Annotated in this window: 21 protein-coding genes; all 21 read left to right on the top strand. The window is 69.9% G+C overall.

Translation table 11 applies throughout. The features are described from left to right. Positions 1–26 precede the first annotated feature (26 nt). The 21 genes from BIV24_RS35385 to BIV24_RS15250 all read left to right on the top strand — a co-directional run bounded on the left by BIV24_RS35385 (position 27) and on the right by BIV24_RS15250 (position 15,159). Positions 27–467, top strand: a complete 441-nt coding sequence (locus tag BIV24_RS35385; protein ID WP_245766819.1) for a hypothetical protein — start codon at positions 27–29, stop codon at positions 465–467. Beyond that, on the top strand, positions 464–970 hold the full coding sequence (locus BIV24_RS15340; protein WP_071366853.1) for a hypothetical protein: 507 nt from the start codon (positions 464–466) through the stop codon (positions 968–970). The genes BIV24_RS35385 and BIV24_RS15340 overlap by 4 nt, the downstream gene beginning before the upstream one ends. A gap of 712 nt (positions 971–1,682) precedes the next feature. Further along, positions 1,683–2,456 (top strand): hypothetical protein, encoded by a 774-nt coding sequence (locus BIV24_RS15335; protein ID WP_071366852.1) that lies wholly within the window; start codon positions 1,683–1,685, stop codon positions 2,454–2,456. A gap of 12 nt (positions 2,457–2,468) precedes the next feature. Continuing rightward, positions 2,469–3,548: a DUF8094 domain-containing protein gene (locus BIV24_RS15330; RefSeq protein WP_483883274.1), complete on the top strand. Its 1,080-nt coding sequence runs from the start codon at positions 2,469–2,471 to the stop codon at positions 3,546–3,548. A 192-nt stretch (positions 3,549–3,740) separates the two neighbouring features. Then, entirely contained in the window at positions 3,741–4,187 is a 447-nt protein-coding gene (locus BIV24_RS15325) for a hypothetical protein (protein ID WP_342745252.1), read from the top strand. A gap of 50 nt (positions 4,188–4,237) precedes the next feature. Then, on the top strand, positions 4,238–4,978 hold the full coding sequence (locus tag BIV24_RS15320; protein WP_107459482.1) for a glycosyltransferase family 2 protein: 741 nt from the start codon (positions 4,238–4,240) through the stop codon (positions 4,976–4,978). Next, on the top strand, positions 4,971–6,074 hold the full coding sequence (locus BIV24_RS15315) for a hypothetical protein (RefSeq protein ID WP_071366850.1): 1,104 nt from the start codon (positions 4,971–4,973) through the stop codon (positions 6,072–6,074). Before BIV24_RS15320 ends, BIV24_RS15315 begins: the two co-directional genes overlap by 8 nt. A gap of 36 nt (positions 6,075–6,110) precedes the next feature. Next, the gene (locus BIV24_RS15310) at positions 6,111–6,569 is read left to right on the top strand and encodes a hypothetical protein (RefSeq protein ID WP_071366849.1); all 459 of its coding nucleotides are present in this window, start codon (positions 6,111–6,113) and stop codon (positions 6,567–6,569) included. Next, a complete protein-coding gene (locus BIV24_RS15305) occupies positions 6,566–6,910 on the top strand; it encodes a hypothetical protein (RefSeq protein WP_071366848.1) in 345 nt (114 codons plus the stop codon). The genes BIV24_RS15310 and BIV24_RS15305 overlap by 4 nt, the downstream gene beginning before the upstream one ends. A gap of 88 nt (positions 6,911–6,998) precedes the next feature. Further along, positions 6,999–8,102: a hypothetical protein gene (locus BIV24_RS15300; protein ID WP_071366847.1), complete on the top strand. Its 1,104-nt coding sequence runs from the start codon at positions 6,999–7,001 to the stop codon at positions 8,100–8,102. 27 nt (positions 8,103–8,129) lie between these two features. Continuing rightward, entirely contained in the window at positions 8,130–8,627 is a 498-nt protein-coding gene (locus BIV24_RS15295) for a hypothetical protein (RefSeq protein WP_177198729.1), read from the top strand. Between the two features lie 101 nt (positions 8,628–8,728). After that, a complete protein-coding gene (locus BIV24_RS15290) occupies positions 8,729–9,169 on the top strand; it encodes a hypothetical protein (protein ID WP_071366846.1) in 441 nt (146 codons plus the stop codon). Continuing rightward, on the top strand, positions 9,166–9,948 hold the full coding sequence (locus BIV24_RS15285; protein WP_071366845.1) for a tetratricopeptide repeat protein: 783 nt from the start codon (positions 9,166–9,168) through the stop codon (positions 9,946–9,948). The genes BIV24_RS15290 and BIV24_RS15285 overlap by 4 nt, the downstream gene beginning before the upstream one ends. After that, positions 9,945–10,805 (top strand): relaxase/mobilization nuclease, encoded by an 861-nt coding sequence (locus BIV24_RS15280; RefSeq protein ID WP_071366844.1) that lies wholly within the window; start codon positions 9,945–9,947, stop codon positions 10,803–10,805. The genes BIV24_RS15285 and BIV24_RS15280 overlap by 4 nt, the downstream gene beginning before the upstream one ends. 14 nt (positions 10,806–10,819) lie before the next feature. Further along, positions 10,820–11,515: a hypothetical protein gene (locus BIV24_RS15275; protein ID WP_071366843.1), complete on the top strand. Its 696-nt coding sequence runs from the start codon at positions 10,820–10,822 to the stop codon at positions 11,513–11,515. A 29-nt stretch (positions 11,516–11,544) separates the two neighbouring features. Further along, positions 11,545–12,303, top strand: coding sequence for a hypothetical protein (locus BIV24_RS15270; RefSeq protein ID WP_071366842.1), 759 nt, complete (start codon positions 11,545–11,547; stop codon positions 12,301–12,303). A 563-nt stretch (positions 12,304–12,866) separates the two neighbouring features. Beyond that, positions 12,867–13,457, top strand: a complete 591-nt coding sequence (locus BIV24_RS15265) for a hypothetical protein (protein WP_071366841.1) — start codon at positions 12,867–12,869, stop codon at positions 13,455–13,457. Between the two features lie 49 nt (positions 13,458–13,506). Further along, positions 13,507–13,695, top strand: coding sequence for a hypothetical protein (locus BIV24_RS15260; RefSeq protein WP_071366840.1), 189 nt, complete (start codon positions 13,507–13,509; stop codon positions 13,693–13,695). 98 nt (positions 13,696–13,793) lie between these two features. Further along, positions 13,794–13,949: a hypothetical protein gene (locus BIV24_RS34425; RefSeq protein WP_177198728.1), complete on the top strand. Its 156-nt coding sequence runs from the start codon at positions 13,794–13,796 to the stop codon at positions 13,947–13,949. Positions 13,950–13,975: 26 nt separating this feature from the next. Further along, positions 13,976–14,359, top strand: a complete 384-nt coding sequence (locus BIV24_RS15255) for a hypothetical protein (protein ID WP_071366839.1) — start codon at positions 13,976–13,978, stop codon at positions 14,357–14,359. Further along, positions 14,356–15,159 (top strand): SPDY domain-containing protein, encoded by an 804-nt coding sequence (locus BIV24_RS15250; RefSeq protein WP_071366838.1) that lies wholly within the window; start codon positions 14,356–14,358, stop codon positions 15,157–15,159. Before BIV24_RS15255 ends, BIV24_RS15250 begins: the two co-directional genes overlap by 4 nt. Positions 15,160–15,202 lie beyond the last annotated feature (43 nt).

The following is a 15,202-nucleotide window of genomic DNA, read 5'->3' as shown; positions in this document are numbered from 1 at the left end:
AACAACTCGGAGTCGCCCTGGCCGTTATGGGACGCGCCAGTACCGTCCTGCAGCACGCACCCGACCTCGTGGACCCAGTCATCAGCGGTGCCATGGGACTCAACGAGGCGTACGCCGCCGCCCAAGAGAACAAGGCCAAGGCCAACTCCGCCGAGGTCCAGCTCGCCCGCCTGCGGGAGGAGGACCCCGAACTGGCAGAACGGGTCGTCGAGGGCCACCTGACCCTGGCCGGCGCATGGGCAGAGCGCACCGAGCGTGTCGAGGAGGACAAGCGGCAGCGCCGCGTGGCCACCCGCCTGCTGGACGAGGTGGTCCCGCCGCTCGCCCAGGCCCGCGGCACCCGGACATTCAGCCGGTACGATCCCGCGTTCGCCAGTGGCGCCCCCATCACCCGCGAGATCATCGCGCATGCCATGACGGCGCTGGCCGAGATGGACCAGGTCTGGCAGGAGCGTGACTTGCCGTGACGAGCACCGCCGACCTCCGTCTGCAGCACATTGTCGAGCAGAGCGCGGTTGCTCTCACCGATGCCACCGGCCGGTTCCACAAACGCCACCTCACCGATGCCGTGCGCGAACAGCTCGCACGCGAAGACCTCGACCCGCACATCAAGGCCGCCGCCCTGGACAAGCTCGCCCAGAGCCTCGTCACCGGGTTCGGCGAGCAGCGCAACCCTCGCCGCAGGCGAACCAACCGCCTCTTCCATCCCCAGGACGTCATCAAGCTGGGCAACGGAATCTGGGTATGGATGGCCCGCGCCACCGACTCCGACATCGTTGAGTGGCGCCGGCTATCGAGGCGAAACCGGGCGCGCGTCGACTTGGCGGACAACGAGGTCCAGGACTACACAGACGAAGTCCTCGACGCCTTCCGCGCCCATACCGACATCGTCTACCTCGAAGACCTGGAGCGTGTGGTCTTCGGCTGGACAGAAGACCACACCGACCAGGCCGCCCTTCCCGAATCCTGACGAGCACGGGCCCGGACACCCCGCTTGACCAGTGACACACCCTCACCCCGATGACCAGGCGCTGTGCGAGGTGATCTACAGCTCGTCCCCCTCCACGGACCCCGGTGTCCCTGAGCGACCCGAGGCACGCAACGGCGGCACTGCCACGCATCTACCCGAGGGAATCGGCCAGCGGCTCGCCCAGCTCGGGCCGCTGCCCGCCCCCTCTCCGTCCATCGGAGCCCCGCTCGTGTCCACGGCCCCGCAGCCCCACGCGCCCAAAGTCGGACCCCTCCCGGTCACACGGATCGGACCTCCATCTATGTCTACGGCGACGCGCTCCTCGCTCTCACTGACCGGCTCGATGGAACAGAGTCGTATGCGGACGCCGCTGTCCTGCTGAACCAGATCTCGGATCCGACCAGTGGTCTTCTGGAGCGGCTCGGCGATTTCTTCGAAGCAGCCGGTGAGAATGCCAAGGAAGCCGAGCAGGACGACGGCTTCGACTTGTCGTACGGCCTCGCCGACACCGCAGCCGAAATCCGCAAGCTCATGGAAGTCCTTTACGTGGCCGAGGACCGGATGCGGGCACTGTCCCCGCCACCGCCAGCACCTCGGCTTTCAGCTGCCCCACCCTGTACGTCACACCTTCCCCCGCCTGTCCTCCCGCCAGCACAGCCAGGACGCACACGCTGATGCCGCCGGACACATCGCCACTTCCCCCCAGGACTCCATGACCCCAACCCGAACCGACCTGTCCGACTTCGCCAGTGGTCTGGCCGCCCGCCTGCCCGGCGCGTGGAGCAGCGAGTACCAACGCCACGCGCGGTACGAGGACCAGCTCCCCCTGGCCGAGCAGCTCTGGGACGTCGGCCACGTCGACTACATCGTCAGCCAGTACGTCCTCACCCACGACGCTGTCCTCCACGGCCCGGACAGCCAACGGCTCTACGTCAGCGACCGGCCCCGCCACCCGCACCAGTTCGTCATCGCCCCGCTCGTCCCAGACAAGAACGGCATCAAGCCCCACCACTTCGCCGGTGTCGAGGAGCCCAACGGCATCGTCGTCCCCAACGATCCAGCTCGGGCGGCGGCCCAGGTCTCCCGGCGGGTGCTGCCCCGCTACGAGCAGGCCCTGGCGGCGGTGCTCAACAACGCGGTGGACAAACCCGACCCCCCGCACCGGCCCGCCCCACCGCGGGTGGCACAGGTTCTCACCCTGACTCTGTACAGCGACGGGGCCCTGGGCGCGCCGTACGAGAGCGTGCCGCCCGATGCGCGCATGGCGTTGTACGCCCACGGCTTCCAGTACCACCCGCACCAGGCAGCGTTTCTCCTGCCCACCGCGTACGGGGTGAGCGATCGCGCTCTTCGTGTCCATGCCGTGGTCCAGCAGCTCACAACCAAGGGCATCGGCGTGAACCTGCGCCACCCGGCGCCCACCACCAGTGCCGGCCTGCCGCCGGCGTCGCCGAAGGCCGCACCCTCAACCGGCCGTACGCGCTGACCCACCCTCCTCCTGCAAACCCTTGGAGCCTCCATCCCCATCACCCGCCGTACCCTGCCGCTGATCGCCAGCGCCGCCTGCCTCACCCTGGCCCTCACCGGTTGCGCCAACGACGACGGCACATCCGACGCCAAGCAGGCACCCAGCGCCAGCACCGCGCCGAATCCGACGCCGGCCCTCACCGCCGCCCAGGCCCAGGACGTCATCACCAGATACTCGAAGATCAACAACGAGGCGAACGCCTCCCGAGACCGCAGCCTGCTCGACACGGTCGAGGACGGCCCGATGTATGCGATGTCCGTCTCGGACTACACCGAGACTGAGGGACTTCCCAAGGCCGACCGCAAGCCGTACAAGCCGTGGTCCTACGACGCCGCGAGCGCCAAGCTGTACATCCCGCGGCTGGTCGGCGGGCAGGGTCGATGGTTCGCCGCCGCGCTCTCGGACGACAAGGGCAAGGCTCTCTCGCGTCTGGCGGTGTTCGCCGAACGCCCCCAGCACAAGCGCTGGGAGCTCGTGTCCGTCGTCGACCTCGACGGCCAGGCGCTGCCCGACGTCGCCCTCGACCGAGTCGGATACGCGACGGCCGTCGCCGCCGACGGCAACAAGCAGCTGGCAGCCGGCGCCGACCTGCTGCGCGCCGCGGTGCTCGACAACTTCGCCACCGGCGGCACGAACACCGGGACGAAGGTCTTCGCGCCGACCAAGGCGAGTAAGCAGCAGGTCAAGGTCCACGACAAGGCCAGCACCCGCTACGGGGATCAGGGCACCACCGTCTTCGCCGGTGCCGCCAACCGCCACAAGGACACCTACGCCCTCAAGACCACCGACGGTGGCGCGCTGATCCTCTTCTCCCACACGCATACCCAGACGGACGCCGTCGCCCACTCCGGCCTGCAAATCAACCCCGGCAAGGACGACCGAGCCTGGCTCCACGACGTGCCACGCACGTCCATCACATACACGTTCGTGTGCAACGACGCCGCCACCGTCCCCGCGAAGGCCGAACCGTCCCGCCTGATCGGCTACACGTGCGCTCGCACTGACGCCTCCGGCCCGCCGGTCGCCTCCTGGCAGTCGGACCGTGTGTAACACCCGCCTCGCCGAACTCCGCATCGGCCGACTTGAGACCTGGAGACCTTCCTGTCCACACGTTCCTTCATCGCCCGCCCCGCCGACACGGGCTACAGCGGTATCTACGTTCGCTTCGACGGCTTCCCCAGCCACCACCTGCCTCTACTCCTGGCGGCTTACCAGCACAAATTCGGACGCGATCTGGACGCCATGTCCCGCCACCTCATCGACGACGTCGCTGTCGGCTGGGACGAGCTGGGCACCGACCTCCTCGACGGCGCCCCGTCGGCGCTGGTGACCGCGTTGACCGGCGGCGAGCAGTGGCCCAGCCGCACGCTCGACAACCTGATCACCCCGGACGGCTCCCCGCCGGTGCGTATGACGGTCACCGACGCGACCGTCGGCGCGCAGGACATGGGGTGGGGCTACGTGCTGCACGAGCGGGGAATCGAGGTGATCAGCCTGCTCCACGAGGACATCGGCCCGGTCGTGGGCTGGGCCACCGACCCGCGCACCGGCTTCACCGACCGCCCTGGGGCCTGGTCCTCCCTGGCTCCCTCACCGGTCGTCAGGCCCGTACGCGGTACGCCGCCTTGCAGCGCTCCCGCCGCGTCGCCGGCGAAGGCGGTCGCCGAGCGCCCCGCCACGCGCCGCTAGTCCCCGCTTCTCCTTCTCCGGAGTTTTTCCTGCCCTCGCACGCAACCCCCCTGATCACCGTCGTCATCGCCAGCCGCCTGCGCGAGGACCGGATCGGCTACCTGACCGCCATGCACGCCAGCCTCACCCGGCAGTCCGTGCCCTGGGAGGCCGTCATAGCGCTCGACGGAGCCAGCCCCGACCGCCTACCGGCCCAGCTCGCCGCCGATCCTCGCGTCCGCACGTTCCCCCTGTCCCGGCCCGTCGGCGCCGCGTGCGCCCGCAACCTCGCTCTCAACGAAGTCCGCACCCGATACGTGAACTGGGCCGACGATGATGACGAATTCACCGACATCGCCATGCAGACCCGACTCTCCACCCTGGAGGCCACCGGGGTGGGGTGGTGCGCCGGGTGGAGCGAAGACCTCCACCCCGACGGCACGACCAACCTGTGGCGCTGCCCCACTCCACCCGGCCGACACGAGGCCGGAGACGTCTGGACATACTGGAAGGCGCCGACCGACACCATCCCGATCGGCCCGACCACCATCCTCGCCCGCACCGAGCTGGTACGGGCGGCCCCCATGGGCGGCCTCGTCCAGGGCGAGGACTACATGACGGCCGTCGGCATCACCAGCCTCTCCCCCGGGATCCTGCTGCCCCTACCGGTCTACCGATACCGCAAGCACCCAGGGCAGATGACCGCCCAGCACGGATACAACCAGCTGGAAACCGCAGCCCGGGAACACGCCTGGCGGTACGGGCGCGCCCTACGCTCCGCCATCCACCGGCAGGGACCGGCCAGTGGCTGACGCGCAGATCGTCCTCGCCTACAGCCGCGACACCGGGATCGTCGCTATCGGCCACGGCAAGCAGTACAAGGTGGCGAACTCGGTGCTCCGCACGTCGGGCTTCCGTTGCGGCGACGACGGGGTGTACCGCCTGACCGCCGGGGAGGAGGACGCCTCCCGTGCCACCGTGGACGACCTGGTCCGCCACGCCACGGCGCACGGGGCGGAAGTGGCAGCCAGCAGCCGGCGGTTCATCGGCGACGCCGCCCGGGACATCGCCCGCCTGCTGCCCGGCCAATGGGACGCAAGTATCGAGATCTACTCCCATCCCGTGTGGCAGGAAGACCTGGTGCCGTGGCTGTGGGACAGCGGCGAACTTGCCCACGCCGTCCAGAACGTGCGAATCCCCTACGCCGCTACCCTCACCGACACAGCCACCAAAACGAGCCTGCTGCTCGTCGAACGCCCCGGCCACCAGCTCGACTACCTGGTAGGAGCATTCGCGCCCGAAACCTTCCAGGAGGGCTACGGCGACCCGCATGCCCCGCGCAGCATGCCCCTGCCGCCGTTCGCCGGCCGCGCGGCCCGGACCATAGCGGACCGGTTCCTGCCTGCCTACGAGAGCGCCGTCCACGCCCGCCGGATCGCAACCGTCGCCGAGGCCCTTGACCACATCCGTGCCGAGCACGCCACCTGGACGGCAATCGTCGCCTCCGGTCGGTACAGCGACGCGAGCCCACTCAGCGCCACCGGACTCGGCGAGGCGAGCGAGAAATTCCTGAACCGGGCCTGGGGCGAGTTCCGCAGCGTCATGCAGCATGCTCCCGCCCTTCTGGAGCATTGCCGCCCTGCGGCCACCAGTTGGCCCGAGGACGCTCGCGTCCTCGGGCAGCTTGCCGACGCACTCACCGAGGCCGAGGGCCTGGAGGAGGATGCGTTGCTCACGCGAGCGGAGCGGGCGGCACAGCGTTGGGCGGCCCTCGACACCTGGCTCACCCACAGCGAGCCGTTCCTGCGCCAGGCTCGCGCGGCAACTCCCCCTCGGCAGCACACAGTCTCAGCCGTCGCCCCACCGCGCCAAGCCCTTCAGCGCGGCCAACACGCACCCCGCCGCTGACCCATCCCCGCTTTCCACCGCAAGGAGATCTCCTTTTTGGACCCTGGCACGCACTTCGTCTTCGGCACCCACAAAGATCACGGATTCGTCGCCTCTATGACCTCCTCGATGCCCACCCACCTGGCCCACTGGTTCCTTATACGGGAGCAGTTCGAACCGGTACCTGGCACGCCGGGTCTCTTCCGGCTCACCGACCCCGAGCGTGACGGGCCGCGCCGCACCCGGCAGGCCGTGCAGGACCTGCGTCGTCACGGATACGCCGTGTACGCCGATGTGGGCCTCGACCCCGCGCAGACAGCCGCGCTGTCCGGGCCGACTCGCCTGAACGGGCTGGCCGAGCGCCGCAGCCGCATCGCGCGGGCCGCCGCTTCTCTCTCCCCGCAGCACCGGCGGGCGCCGACAACCTCACCGCCGTCCGCACGTCCCATCCCGCCGAAGCCCGACTACGCACCGACCGTTCATCTGGCCGCTTCCGCCGCGGGACGGTCCCGGTGAACCCCGACAGCAAGCCGATCCGCATTACCCGCGGCCCAGGAGGTGAAGTCGAAGTCGAAGGCCGCTTCGACTCTTTCGCCGCGGACATCCTGCGCCACGCCGGATTCCGCTTTGAACCAGCCCTGCGCGGCCACTGGATCCGGCTCCCCTTCGACATGGGACGCGACTGGGAGAACCAGCACGCAACCTGGGCCGCGGACATGCTCACCGCCGCCCGCTACCCCGTACATCTCGACCCCGACCTGCGCCACGGCGCCTCCGAGTCGTCGACGCCCCGCGCACCGGCCCGCTCGCCGGCCATGACCGCGCAGGCTCCGCCTGGGCGACGGGTGCGTCGCTGACGCCGACCACCAGGAGAACCCGATCCCGGACACACCCATGCCTGGCGCGGCGCAACTTGCCGCTCGAGCCCGTGAGTTCAGGTTGCGGATGGCGGTCATCGACCGGCAGACCGAGACCGCGCTCGACTCGGTCCGCGACCGCTACGGGCGAACCGTGGACCATCACGCCGCAGCAACCGCTCGTACCCGCCGTAACGCCGCGGCCTTGGAAACGTACGCGGCATACCTCGCACAGCACGCCGACCAGCTCTTGGACGCGGCCCACAGCAGCCTCGACAAGCTGCCAGCCGCGCGGCACATCAGCGCCTGGCGAGACCTGCTCGCCGCCCTCGGAGCCTCCCACGCGGAGATCCTCCGATTCCTCGACCGTCCCGCCACGCACGGCTCACCCGCCGAACGCGAGCAGCACGCCGCGCTCTGGCTCCACCTCGCCGCCTGGGCCGACTACGGGTCCATGGCAGCCGACCTGGCCGACCAGCACCATCAGCCCGCGCCAGAACTGACCGGTGCAGAACGGCGGACATGGACTCAGTTCGCCCAAGCCGCAGAGCATCGAGGGGAGTTGGACCTGATCGAGTCCTGGTTCGCCGCCGACGGCCGCCGTATCACCCTTGCCGATCTCATCGAGGACGACACCTCGACCGTGATCGCCCTCGCCGGTGATCCGGACGCGCCGGGCTGGGAGGTCGTCGGGCACTACGCCGACGTGTACGAGGCCGGGCAGGCGCTGCCGCGACCGGTTTCGCCTGGAGTTCTGCGACCGGAGGCCGCCTCACGGTTCAACCGGCCGGAGCCCGCACCGGAACGGCCCCTGCAAGAACTCCTCCAGGACGTTCACGAGGGCCAGTCGGCCGGCGACGTCTCCGAAGCCCTGCTCGGCGCCACGCAGGAAGGCTTCGACGCTGGTCCCATGGTCCGGCTGCAGCATCTCCTCGACGCCGCGGCCGAGTTCTCCCACGCGCTGGAGACCGTGCGGGGACGACAGATCGGCGCCCGGCTCGAGGGCTTGGGCCGACAACTCGCCTTCCTCACCCGTGAGGTCCAGGAGGCCGCGGAGGATCTCGGCGCCACTGTCGCCGTCCTTCCGCCCCACCGCACGCCACAGCCGCCGCGAATCCGCCCGCGGCCAGCCCTGGGCACCACACCCCCGGCACCACCGCACCGTGCCTCGGCGCCCGCACGCCGCCCGTAGTACCCCCAACCCCTAGGAGATCCCCTCATGGCTGTCCGCACACAGTGGGCCATCTCGCACGACTGCGGCCACGAGGTCGTCCACGACCTGTCCAACCGCCCCGCCGACAAGCGGGCCGGGTTCGCCCGCTGGCTCGCGGCCAAGGACTGCACCGACTGCTGGAAGGCCACCCGCGACGCCGACACCGAATCCAAGGAGCAGTGGCTCGCCGCGAAGCGGGCCGAAGAACAGCAGGCCGCCGCTGAGTGGGCCAAGCGCTTCGACATGCCGCCGCTGGAAGGCCCCGAGAAGGCCCTCGACTGGGGTGAACGTTCCCGCCACCAGTTGATGACCGCCGCGCACACCGCGCTGGTCGTCGAGGGCACCTGGGACGAGGCCGACTGGGCGGAGCTGGAAGAGAAGGCCCGCGCGATCACCCGGCCCGGATGGTGGATCGACCAACGCGACGCAGAAGGCCCTGACCTGCTCGAACTCCTCGACGCCGCAACGGAGCAGGACCGCGGGACGGAGAACCCGTTCCGCTGATTCGGACGGAACATAGCCGCAGATCGCCGGTTAGCCAAACCGGCGATCCTGCGGACCATTGATCCTCCCGCCGCCACCCCGCACCGCGTGGAAGGATCTGCATGCTCCCGCCTTCTTGGACCCCGCCGTCGACCCCGGCCTTCGCGCCGACTCCCGACCCCCTCACACCCGCCCGGGACATCACGCACGAGCACTTCCACGCCGGTGACCAGATCGTCGTCCTCAAGGGCGTGGCCGGCAGCGAGCTGTGGGGGGATGCGATGCGAGTTGTCGCTCCGTCCTGGCATACGCCAACTGATGAGGACGGCTGGCGGTTGCGCAACGCTGACGGAGGCGCCCAGACGTACATCACCGCCCACCCTCGCTACCTGGTGCACCTCTCTGGCAACTGCCCGGACTGCCTGATCTATCTGCGGGCCATGGCCGATCACCTGCTGCCGAAGTTCACGGGCCACGACGACGCGGTCATCGACTGCGGCTGGTACACCACCACGGCCCTGGGCCAGCTCGTGCACATCGCAGACGCCCGGGGCGGCCGGTGAGCCTGCCCCTCCGCCGCCCCGGCCGCGCCCTCGCCCTGGTGCGTGCACGGACCCGGGCCACCAAGGACACCTCGTTCCCCTTGTGGCCGGCCCGCTTGGCGGCCGATCTGAGTGAACTCCAAGCCGACTGGAAGGAGTCGGCCGAGATCTGCGCCGATGCCGCCTGGAGGGCGCGCGCCGACGGGAACAGCATCCTCGGCTTGCGGCGTCCCGACCACGTCATCACCGCCATCGGCCTCGACCCGGTCACCGCCCGCGCCTATCGCCACTTGGAACTGAGCACGCTGCGCTATGACTTCCGCTGCGCCGCCCTCCAGCAGCTCATCGAGCAGCTCCCGAAAGAGGAGCGGTCGCGCCTGGACTGCTACAGCCGGGCCCTGTATGCCTTCGCCCTGCTCAGCCAGTCCCGCCCCGAGGGCCTGACCCTGATGGACGAGGTCCTCGACGAGGCCGGCGGTCACGCGAAAACCCTGCACGTTCTGCTGCACGGCTTGTGGCTCGGCCAGGATCTCGACCAGGGCGCGGAGCGGCTCCTCGCTCTCAGCACACGCCCGCCCTTCGACACCGGCACGGACCCCATCGTCTTGTTCCGCAAGGCCGGTGCCCTGCGCCGACTCGCCCGGTACGAGGAGTCTCTTGCGGCCATCGACCGCGCTCTGGATCTTCTTCCTCCAGGGGACGTCGCGGTCCACGCCGACTTCGTACGCGAGCGCACCCTGACCATCGCCGTCCGGGACCTGTACCACCACACCCGCGCGATCGGAGCCACACCGACATGATCCCTCGCCTGAACGTACCCGCCGGCACCCCGCTCGCTCCGCTCAGCGAAGCGCTGGGGCGCGCGGTGACCGGGGAGGAGGGCCTCACCGAGCACACCGTGGTCGCCTACTGGCCGGGCCTGGACTTCTACACCCTGGACGATGAGCAGGCGGTGTGGACTGCCGCCCAGTGGGCCGAGCACCTCGAAGGCCCGCTGTTCGAGAACCCGTTCACCGCCAGCCCCCGCGGGGACCGGCAGGCCATCGCCCACATCGATGTCCGGCTCCATCCCGACGACCGTGACCTGAGCGGCGCGGAATGGGCCGAGGTAGCCCACCGCCTCGCCCGCGCGGCCGGCATCGAGATCCCCGGCGATGCGCACGGCTGCCGGTGGATCGCCGTCCAGGCCAAGCCCGGACGCCTGGACCTGATCGCCAACCTCCTCCGGCTGGACAGCACCTGGCAGCACCAGCCCGCCAACCTGCTGCAACGGCTCTCGGACGAGGCCCGCAGCATCGAGCAGGACCTGCACCTCACCCCCGTCACCACCACAGCCGACCACCAGGGCCGAGCCAGCTCCATCCCGACTGCGTCAGCTCAACTCACCGACATCCTCGCTCAGCTCGCCGACGAACGGTCCGGACCGCTGGCCACCGTGCGCGGCCTCATCGAACACACCGCCCACCGCGCCGCCCTCCAGCCCGGTACCGGCCCCGACACCGCGCACCGCCTGGAACTGATCGCCCGCCGCCTCCACAGCATCCAGCACGACCTCGACACCACCGCCACCCGCCTGACCACCCAGCCCCACTTGCCCACCGCTGCGGCTGCGCCAGCGCCAGCCGTCGTCCGGGCCTCCGCCCGCCGCTCACCGTAGGAGAAACGCTTCCCTTGCCCCTGGCCGACCGCTTCCTGACCATCCGCCGCGATCCACACTCCGCCGAGGTCCTCGCCCGCGGCGGCGATGACGAGGCCCACAGCATCCTCCAGCGCACAGGCTTCGTGCCCGTCGTCCGCGTCCACGAGACCTACCACCGCGCCCCATCCGCTCTCGCGGAGGACAAGGAGACACGCCTCGCCACCGAGGCCGTGGCCCGGCTTCGGGCCGTCGGCTACCACGTCGACTGCGACCCGGTCTTCGACACCGACCGCCGCCCCATCCGCGATCTACCGCTCGGTGCATCGGTCACCCATCTCGCCGAGTGCATCCGACAGGCCACCACAACCGACGAGGTGGCCGACGCTCTGACCGAACTGACCGCCCCTCACGACGGCATCCTCGCCGCCGTCGAGCAAGTCCTCGCTGCCGCAGCCGAATTCCACGACCACCTCGACGCCACCTCCGCCCCCTACACCGCCCGTCGTCTGCGTTACCTCGTGGACGACCGCCTGCACCTCATCCGCACCGACCTCATCCACACCCGCAACCGCCTCGCCGATCTGCACGCCCCGCACCCCGGCCGCGCCACCTGCACCGAAGAAGTCCCCGCCGACGAGGTCGAACGCTCCGCCGTGTGCGCCTGCCCACCCCCGCCACGCGCCATCCCCGTCCCCCCTCCCCCTGTGGCCGCCGGACCGCGCCGATGACACCACCCCACCCCTCGCCCAAGGACACCATGCACCACCACGAAGACTCCGAGCGCCTCGCCTCCTTCGCCGACGTCCTCGCCGGCGAACTCCCCGGCACCTGGAGCAGCACCCACCACCCCACCGACCACAAGGACGATCTCACCGAACTGGCCGACCGCATCTGGGATCTGGACCTCGTCGCCGAGTCCCTCGCACAGCACCCGCTGCGGCAGGCGGCCGTCCTGTCCCGCCCGGACGGCGCCCAGCTCGTCGTCCTTGACCGGCACGACGAAGGCGACGGCTTCCTCATCGCGGCCGTCGCCCCCCGCGACCTTCCCGACGAGGCGTACCGCAGCGTGCGCGAGCCCAACGGGATCGCAGTGAGCGATGATCCCTTCCTGGGGGCCGAGCAGGTCGCCGGTGACCTGCTCGCCCGCTACGACACTGCCCTCGCCCAGGTCCGCCACAACGCCCTCGACGACGTCATGCCGTCCCAGCCGGACCGGGTCGTATTGACGTGGCAGCCGGACGGCAGCCTCGCCGCCGCGCCCGCCGACGAGAGGGCCGCCGCCGTGCTGGTCGCCAACAGCTTCGTCCAGGACCAGCAGACCGGCATCTACCGCCTCAGCGGCGACGACACCACCGAACAGGCCCGCGCCGTCCGAGAGACCGGCCGACGGCTGCACACCCACGGCATCGACACCGCCTTGCAACACCCCCCCGGCCGCATCGCCCCCACCGCCACGGCCCCAGCCATGCCGCCGGTTCCCGCGGCATCCCGCGCGGCAGCATCCAGGACGCGGTGAAACACGACGGGCCCTACTTCGACGTCCTGAAAGACACCACCATCGCAATGGCCCCGGTGACTTGAGATCTTCCTCGGCTGCTGGGCGCTGACCTGCAGTGAGGAAATTTGAGTGGCGAAGTGGCGTCACCGAGACTGACGGAGCGCCGTCGGCGGTGGCCGACATCGACAGCCGATCTTGCCTGTTCACGCATCCAGCGGCTCATGGAACCACAGGTCGAAAGGACTTCCGCAGAGACGCGGGATGCTGGCGCTCACCGTGAGCAAAGTGCGGCGTCAAAGACCAACCTTCCGTCAAGATCCAATGACAAGAAGGAAGATCCGCTGTCACAGGACACCAAATACCGTGGCTGGTCATCATCCTTGATGGCAAGGTTCCTATCCGGTCTCAACGAAGTCAGGCGAACACAAGGCACTGACCAGCTTGGACCGGATTAAATGCGATGCGTGGACTCGGTTCGATGAGACGGACGGCAAGTCGCGGGCCAGATCAGGCCCATGCGCCTGATGCTGTACGACCCATGTGGGCGTACGTGCGCGCCTCCTCGGGGAAGAAACCTCGGTATGACCGCTATCTTCGTATCGGTCGTGGGCGTGCTGGGAACCGTCATGGGGGCCGCCCTCACCGCCTTTGTCGCAGCTCGCACGGAACAGCGCAGAGAAAGATCACAGGACCGTGTGCAGTTGAATGACCTGCGGGTCGAGCATCAGCGGTGGCGTCGTGAACGCCGACAAGCTGCCTACCTCTCATTCCTCGAAGCGCTGGGTACTGCCGACCGGGACAACCAAGCCTTCTTCCGTGAGCTGCGCGCTGAGCGCGCTCCGGTCCCGCTCGACGAGACGCGGATCGCCGCGATCAGGCTGAAGTTCAAGGATGCCGAGAGCGCGGGACTCGTGGTGACCCTGGAAGGTCCCCAGGCTGTCGCGGAGGCAGCCCAGAACCTCGTCGATCAGTTGTCTTCTCTCGTCCAAGACGTTCGGGAGTACGCGGAAGCAGTCGCGGCGAACAGCCTTGGCAACGGGGGCGACAACGTGCATGAGGCCGGCATGGGGTTCATAGCGGAGCGAAAGGCTTTTCTCGGCTTGGCCAGGGATGTGCTTGACGACGTAGCCAAGCACGTCCAGATGCTCCCCGAAACTCAGCTTCGCGATTAGTGCCCAGAAGCGCAGACGACCCGGTTCGTTGAGAAGACGACTCGATTGCGTGAGACACGACAGTTCCGACTGCGGGCGCATCCCGAAGCTGCTGAACTCGAGCCCCGTAGGCAACCGCGCTGACGAGTACGGCACCGAAGTCGAGATCTACCGCAGGGCACGGCCCCCCGCGCTGCACGCCGACGCGCCCACCGGCGCCCCCAGCGTCGCGCACCCGTCCGCCCGGCGCTCACCGTAAGACCAGAGGGGCGGCCCCAGCACCCCGGGCCGGGGCCGCCGCCACCCGCACCACACGATCACCCGGAGAACCTCGTAACACCCCGCACACCGCCGTCGATGAGCCGCCACCTCACGCCCCGCCTCGCCACCGCGCTGTTCCGCCGCTACCTGCGCGCCTGCATCCCCACCGGCCCCGACCGCACTTCCCCACTGGCTGGTGCACGCCCCGAGACCGCCCTCACCGAGGCCCGGCGGACCCGCCACCACCACTGACCCCGACGCCGCTCTCCTGGAGGAGCATGACCTACCCGACCCCGTACGCCGTCCGGCTGGCCGACGAGATCACACGGCAGCTCGGACAGCTCTCCAATGATCTTCACCGGCTGCCCGCAGACCAGGCCATGCAGGTGACCGCACGCATCCTCGACCCGGACAACGGAGTCCTCGGCGCCTTCACCCAGCTCGTGGGCACCGGGTCCCGCATCGCCAAGGACCAGGCCGAGCGCGGCTCGCTGCCGGCGGAGGTATGGCTGGCTCTGGGCCGGACCGCGAACGAACTCAACGACATCGGGCTCGACCTCGACGACCACACCGACATCCTCGCGCAGTTCGGCGCACCGACCAGCACGGCAACAGCCAAACCCCCGGCCCCCGCCCCGCTCGTCGCCCGGCGGCGCCGGTGAGGAAGACCAAATGGCAGGGCTGGGGCCCGGCCGAGCAGGCCGAACAGCACTACCTCGTCGAGCCCCGCACGCTCGCCGGCGGCGGCGACATCCGCCACGTCAGCGAGTTCCTGCGTGCCTCCGGCTGGCGGGACAAGTCCAAGCCCGGCGGCCCCCTAGCCATGGAGAGCCCCGACCGCGCGGTCCGGATCTCCTACGACCCCCACATCCAGCCGGGTGGATGGACGATCCACGGCACGGCACGAGGGCACCAGGCCGAATGGTGGGCAGTCCTGGGCCGGCAGGCACCGGTGGAGATCATCGCCGGACTGACCGACGCCCTCACCCAGCCCCGCTCCGCACACGCCCCCAACGTGTGGGCGCCCCTGGAAGAGCAGCACTGGCAGACACGCCCCGAGGGCAGGCACTACACCGCAACCAGCCCCGACGGGGCGGCGTGGATGCACTACCGCCAGGACGGCCACGGCAACGCCCTGTGGTGGACCGGCGCGAAGGACCGGCAGGGCAACGGCTGGACCGCCCAGTTCGCCCCCACCACCCCCCTGCACCTCGTCCAAGCCTTCTCAACCGCGCTCGCCAGTCCAGAGCCCGCGATGCGCCCACGCGGACGCGTCCCGCACAGCGCGCAGATCCGTACCACGTCCGTCTCCGTCCTGCCCTCCCAGCTCAGCGCTTGGCAGCACGCCCGCAACGCCGCCGCCCGCGCCTCCACCTGGGCGCGCAACTCCGTCCGCAGCCCCCGCCCCCGCACCACACCCCGCCCCCACGCCGCATCCGGCGCCTTCCGTACCCGCCGCTGACCCCGAAATCCAAGGAGCCCTGTGCCCGACCTCACCCCGGACG

Origin of the sequence: Streptomyces colonosanans, assembly GCF_001866645.1 — a bacterium.
Lineage (GTDB): Bacteria > Actinomycetota > Actinomycetes > Streptomycetales > Streptomycetaceae > Streptomyces > Streptomyces colonosanans.
This window is presented reverse-complemented; position numbering and strand designations above follow the sequence as displayed.

Excerpts from the sequence above, each read along its gene's own strand:
- BIV24_RS15290 (WP_071366846.1), top strand. The coding sequence starts at position 8,729 with ATGCTCCCGCCTTCTTGGACCCCGCCGTCGACCCCGGCCTTCGCGCCG.
- BIV24_RS15270 (WP_071366842.1), top strand. The coding sequence starts at position 11,545 with ATGCACCACCACGAAGACTCCGAGCGCCTCGCCTCCTTCGCCGACGTC.
- BIV24_RS15300 (WP_071366847.1), top strand. The coding sequence starts at position 6,999 with ATGGCGGTCATCGACCGGCAGACCGAGACCGCGCTCGACTCGGTCCGC.
- BIV24_RS15325 (WP_342745252.1), top strand. The coding sequence starts at position 3,741 with ATGTCCCGCCACCTCATCGACGACGTCGCTGTCGGCTGGGACGAGCTG.
- BIV24_RS34425 (WP_177198728.1), top strand. The coding sequence starts at position 13,794 with ATGAGCCGCCACCTCACGCCCCGCCTCGCCACCGCGCTGTTCCGCCGC.
- BIV24_RS15265 (WP_071366841.1), top strand. The coding sequence starts at position 12,867 with ATGACCGCTATCTTCGTATCGGTCGTGGGCGTGCTGGGAACCGTCATG.
- BIV24_RS35385 (WP_245766819.1), top strand. The coding sequence starts at position 27 with ATGGGACGCGCCAGTACCGTCCTGCAGCACGCACCCGACCTCGTGGAC.
- BIV24_RS15255 (WP_071366839.1), top strand. The coding sequence starts at position 13,976 with ATGACCTACCCGACCCCGTACGCCGTCCGGCTGGCCGACGAGATCACA.
- BIV24_RS15280 (WP_071366844.1), top strand. The coding sequence starts at position 9,945 with ATGATCCCTCGCCTGAACGTACCCGCCGGCACCCCGCTCGCTCCGCTC.
- BIV24_RS15335 (WP_071366852.1), top strand. The coding sequence starts at position 1,683 with ATGACCCCAACCCGAACCGACCTGTCCGACTTCGCCAGTGGTCTGGCC.
- BIV24_RS15295 (WP_177198729.1), top strand. The coding sequence starts at position 8,130 with ATGGCTGTCCGCACACAGTGGGCCATCTCGCACGACTGCGGCCACGAG.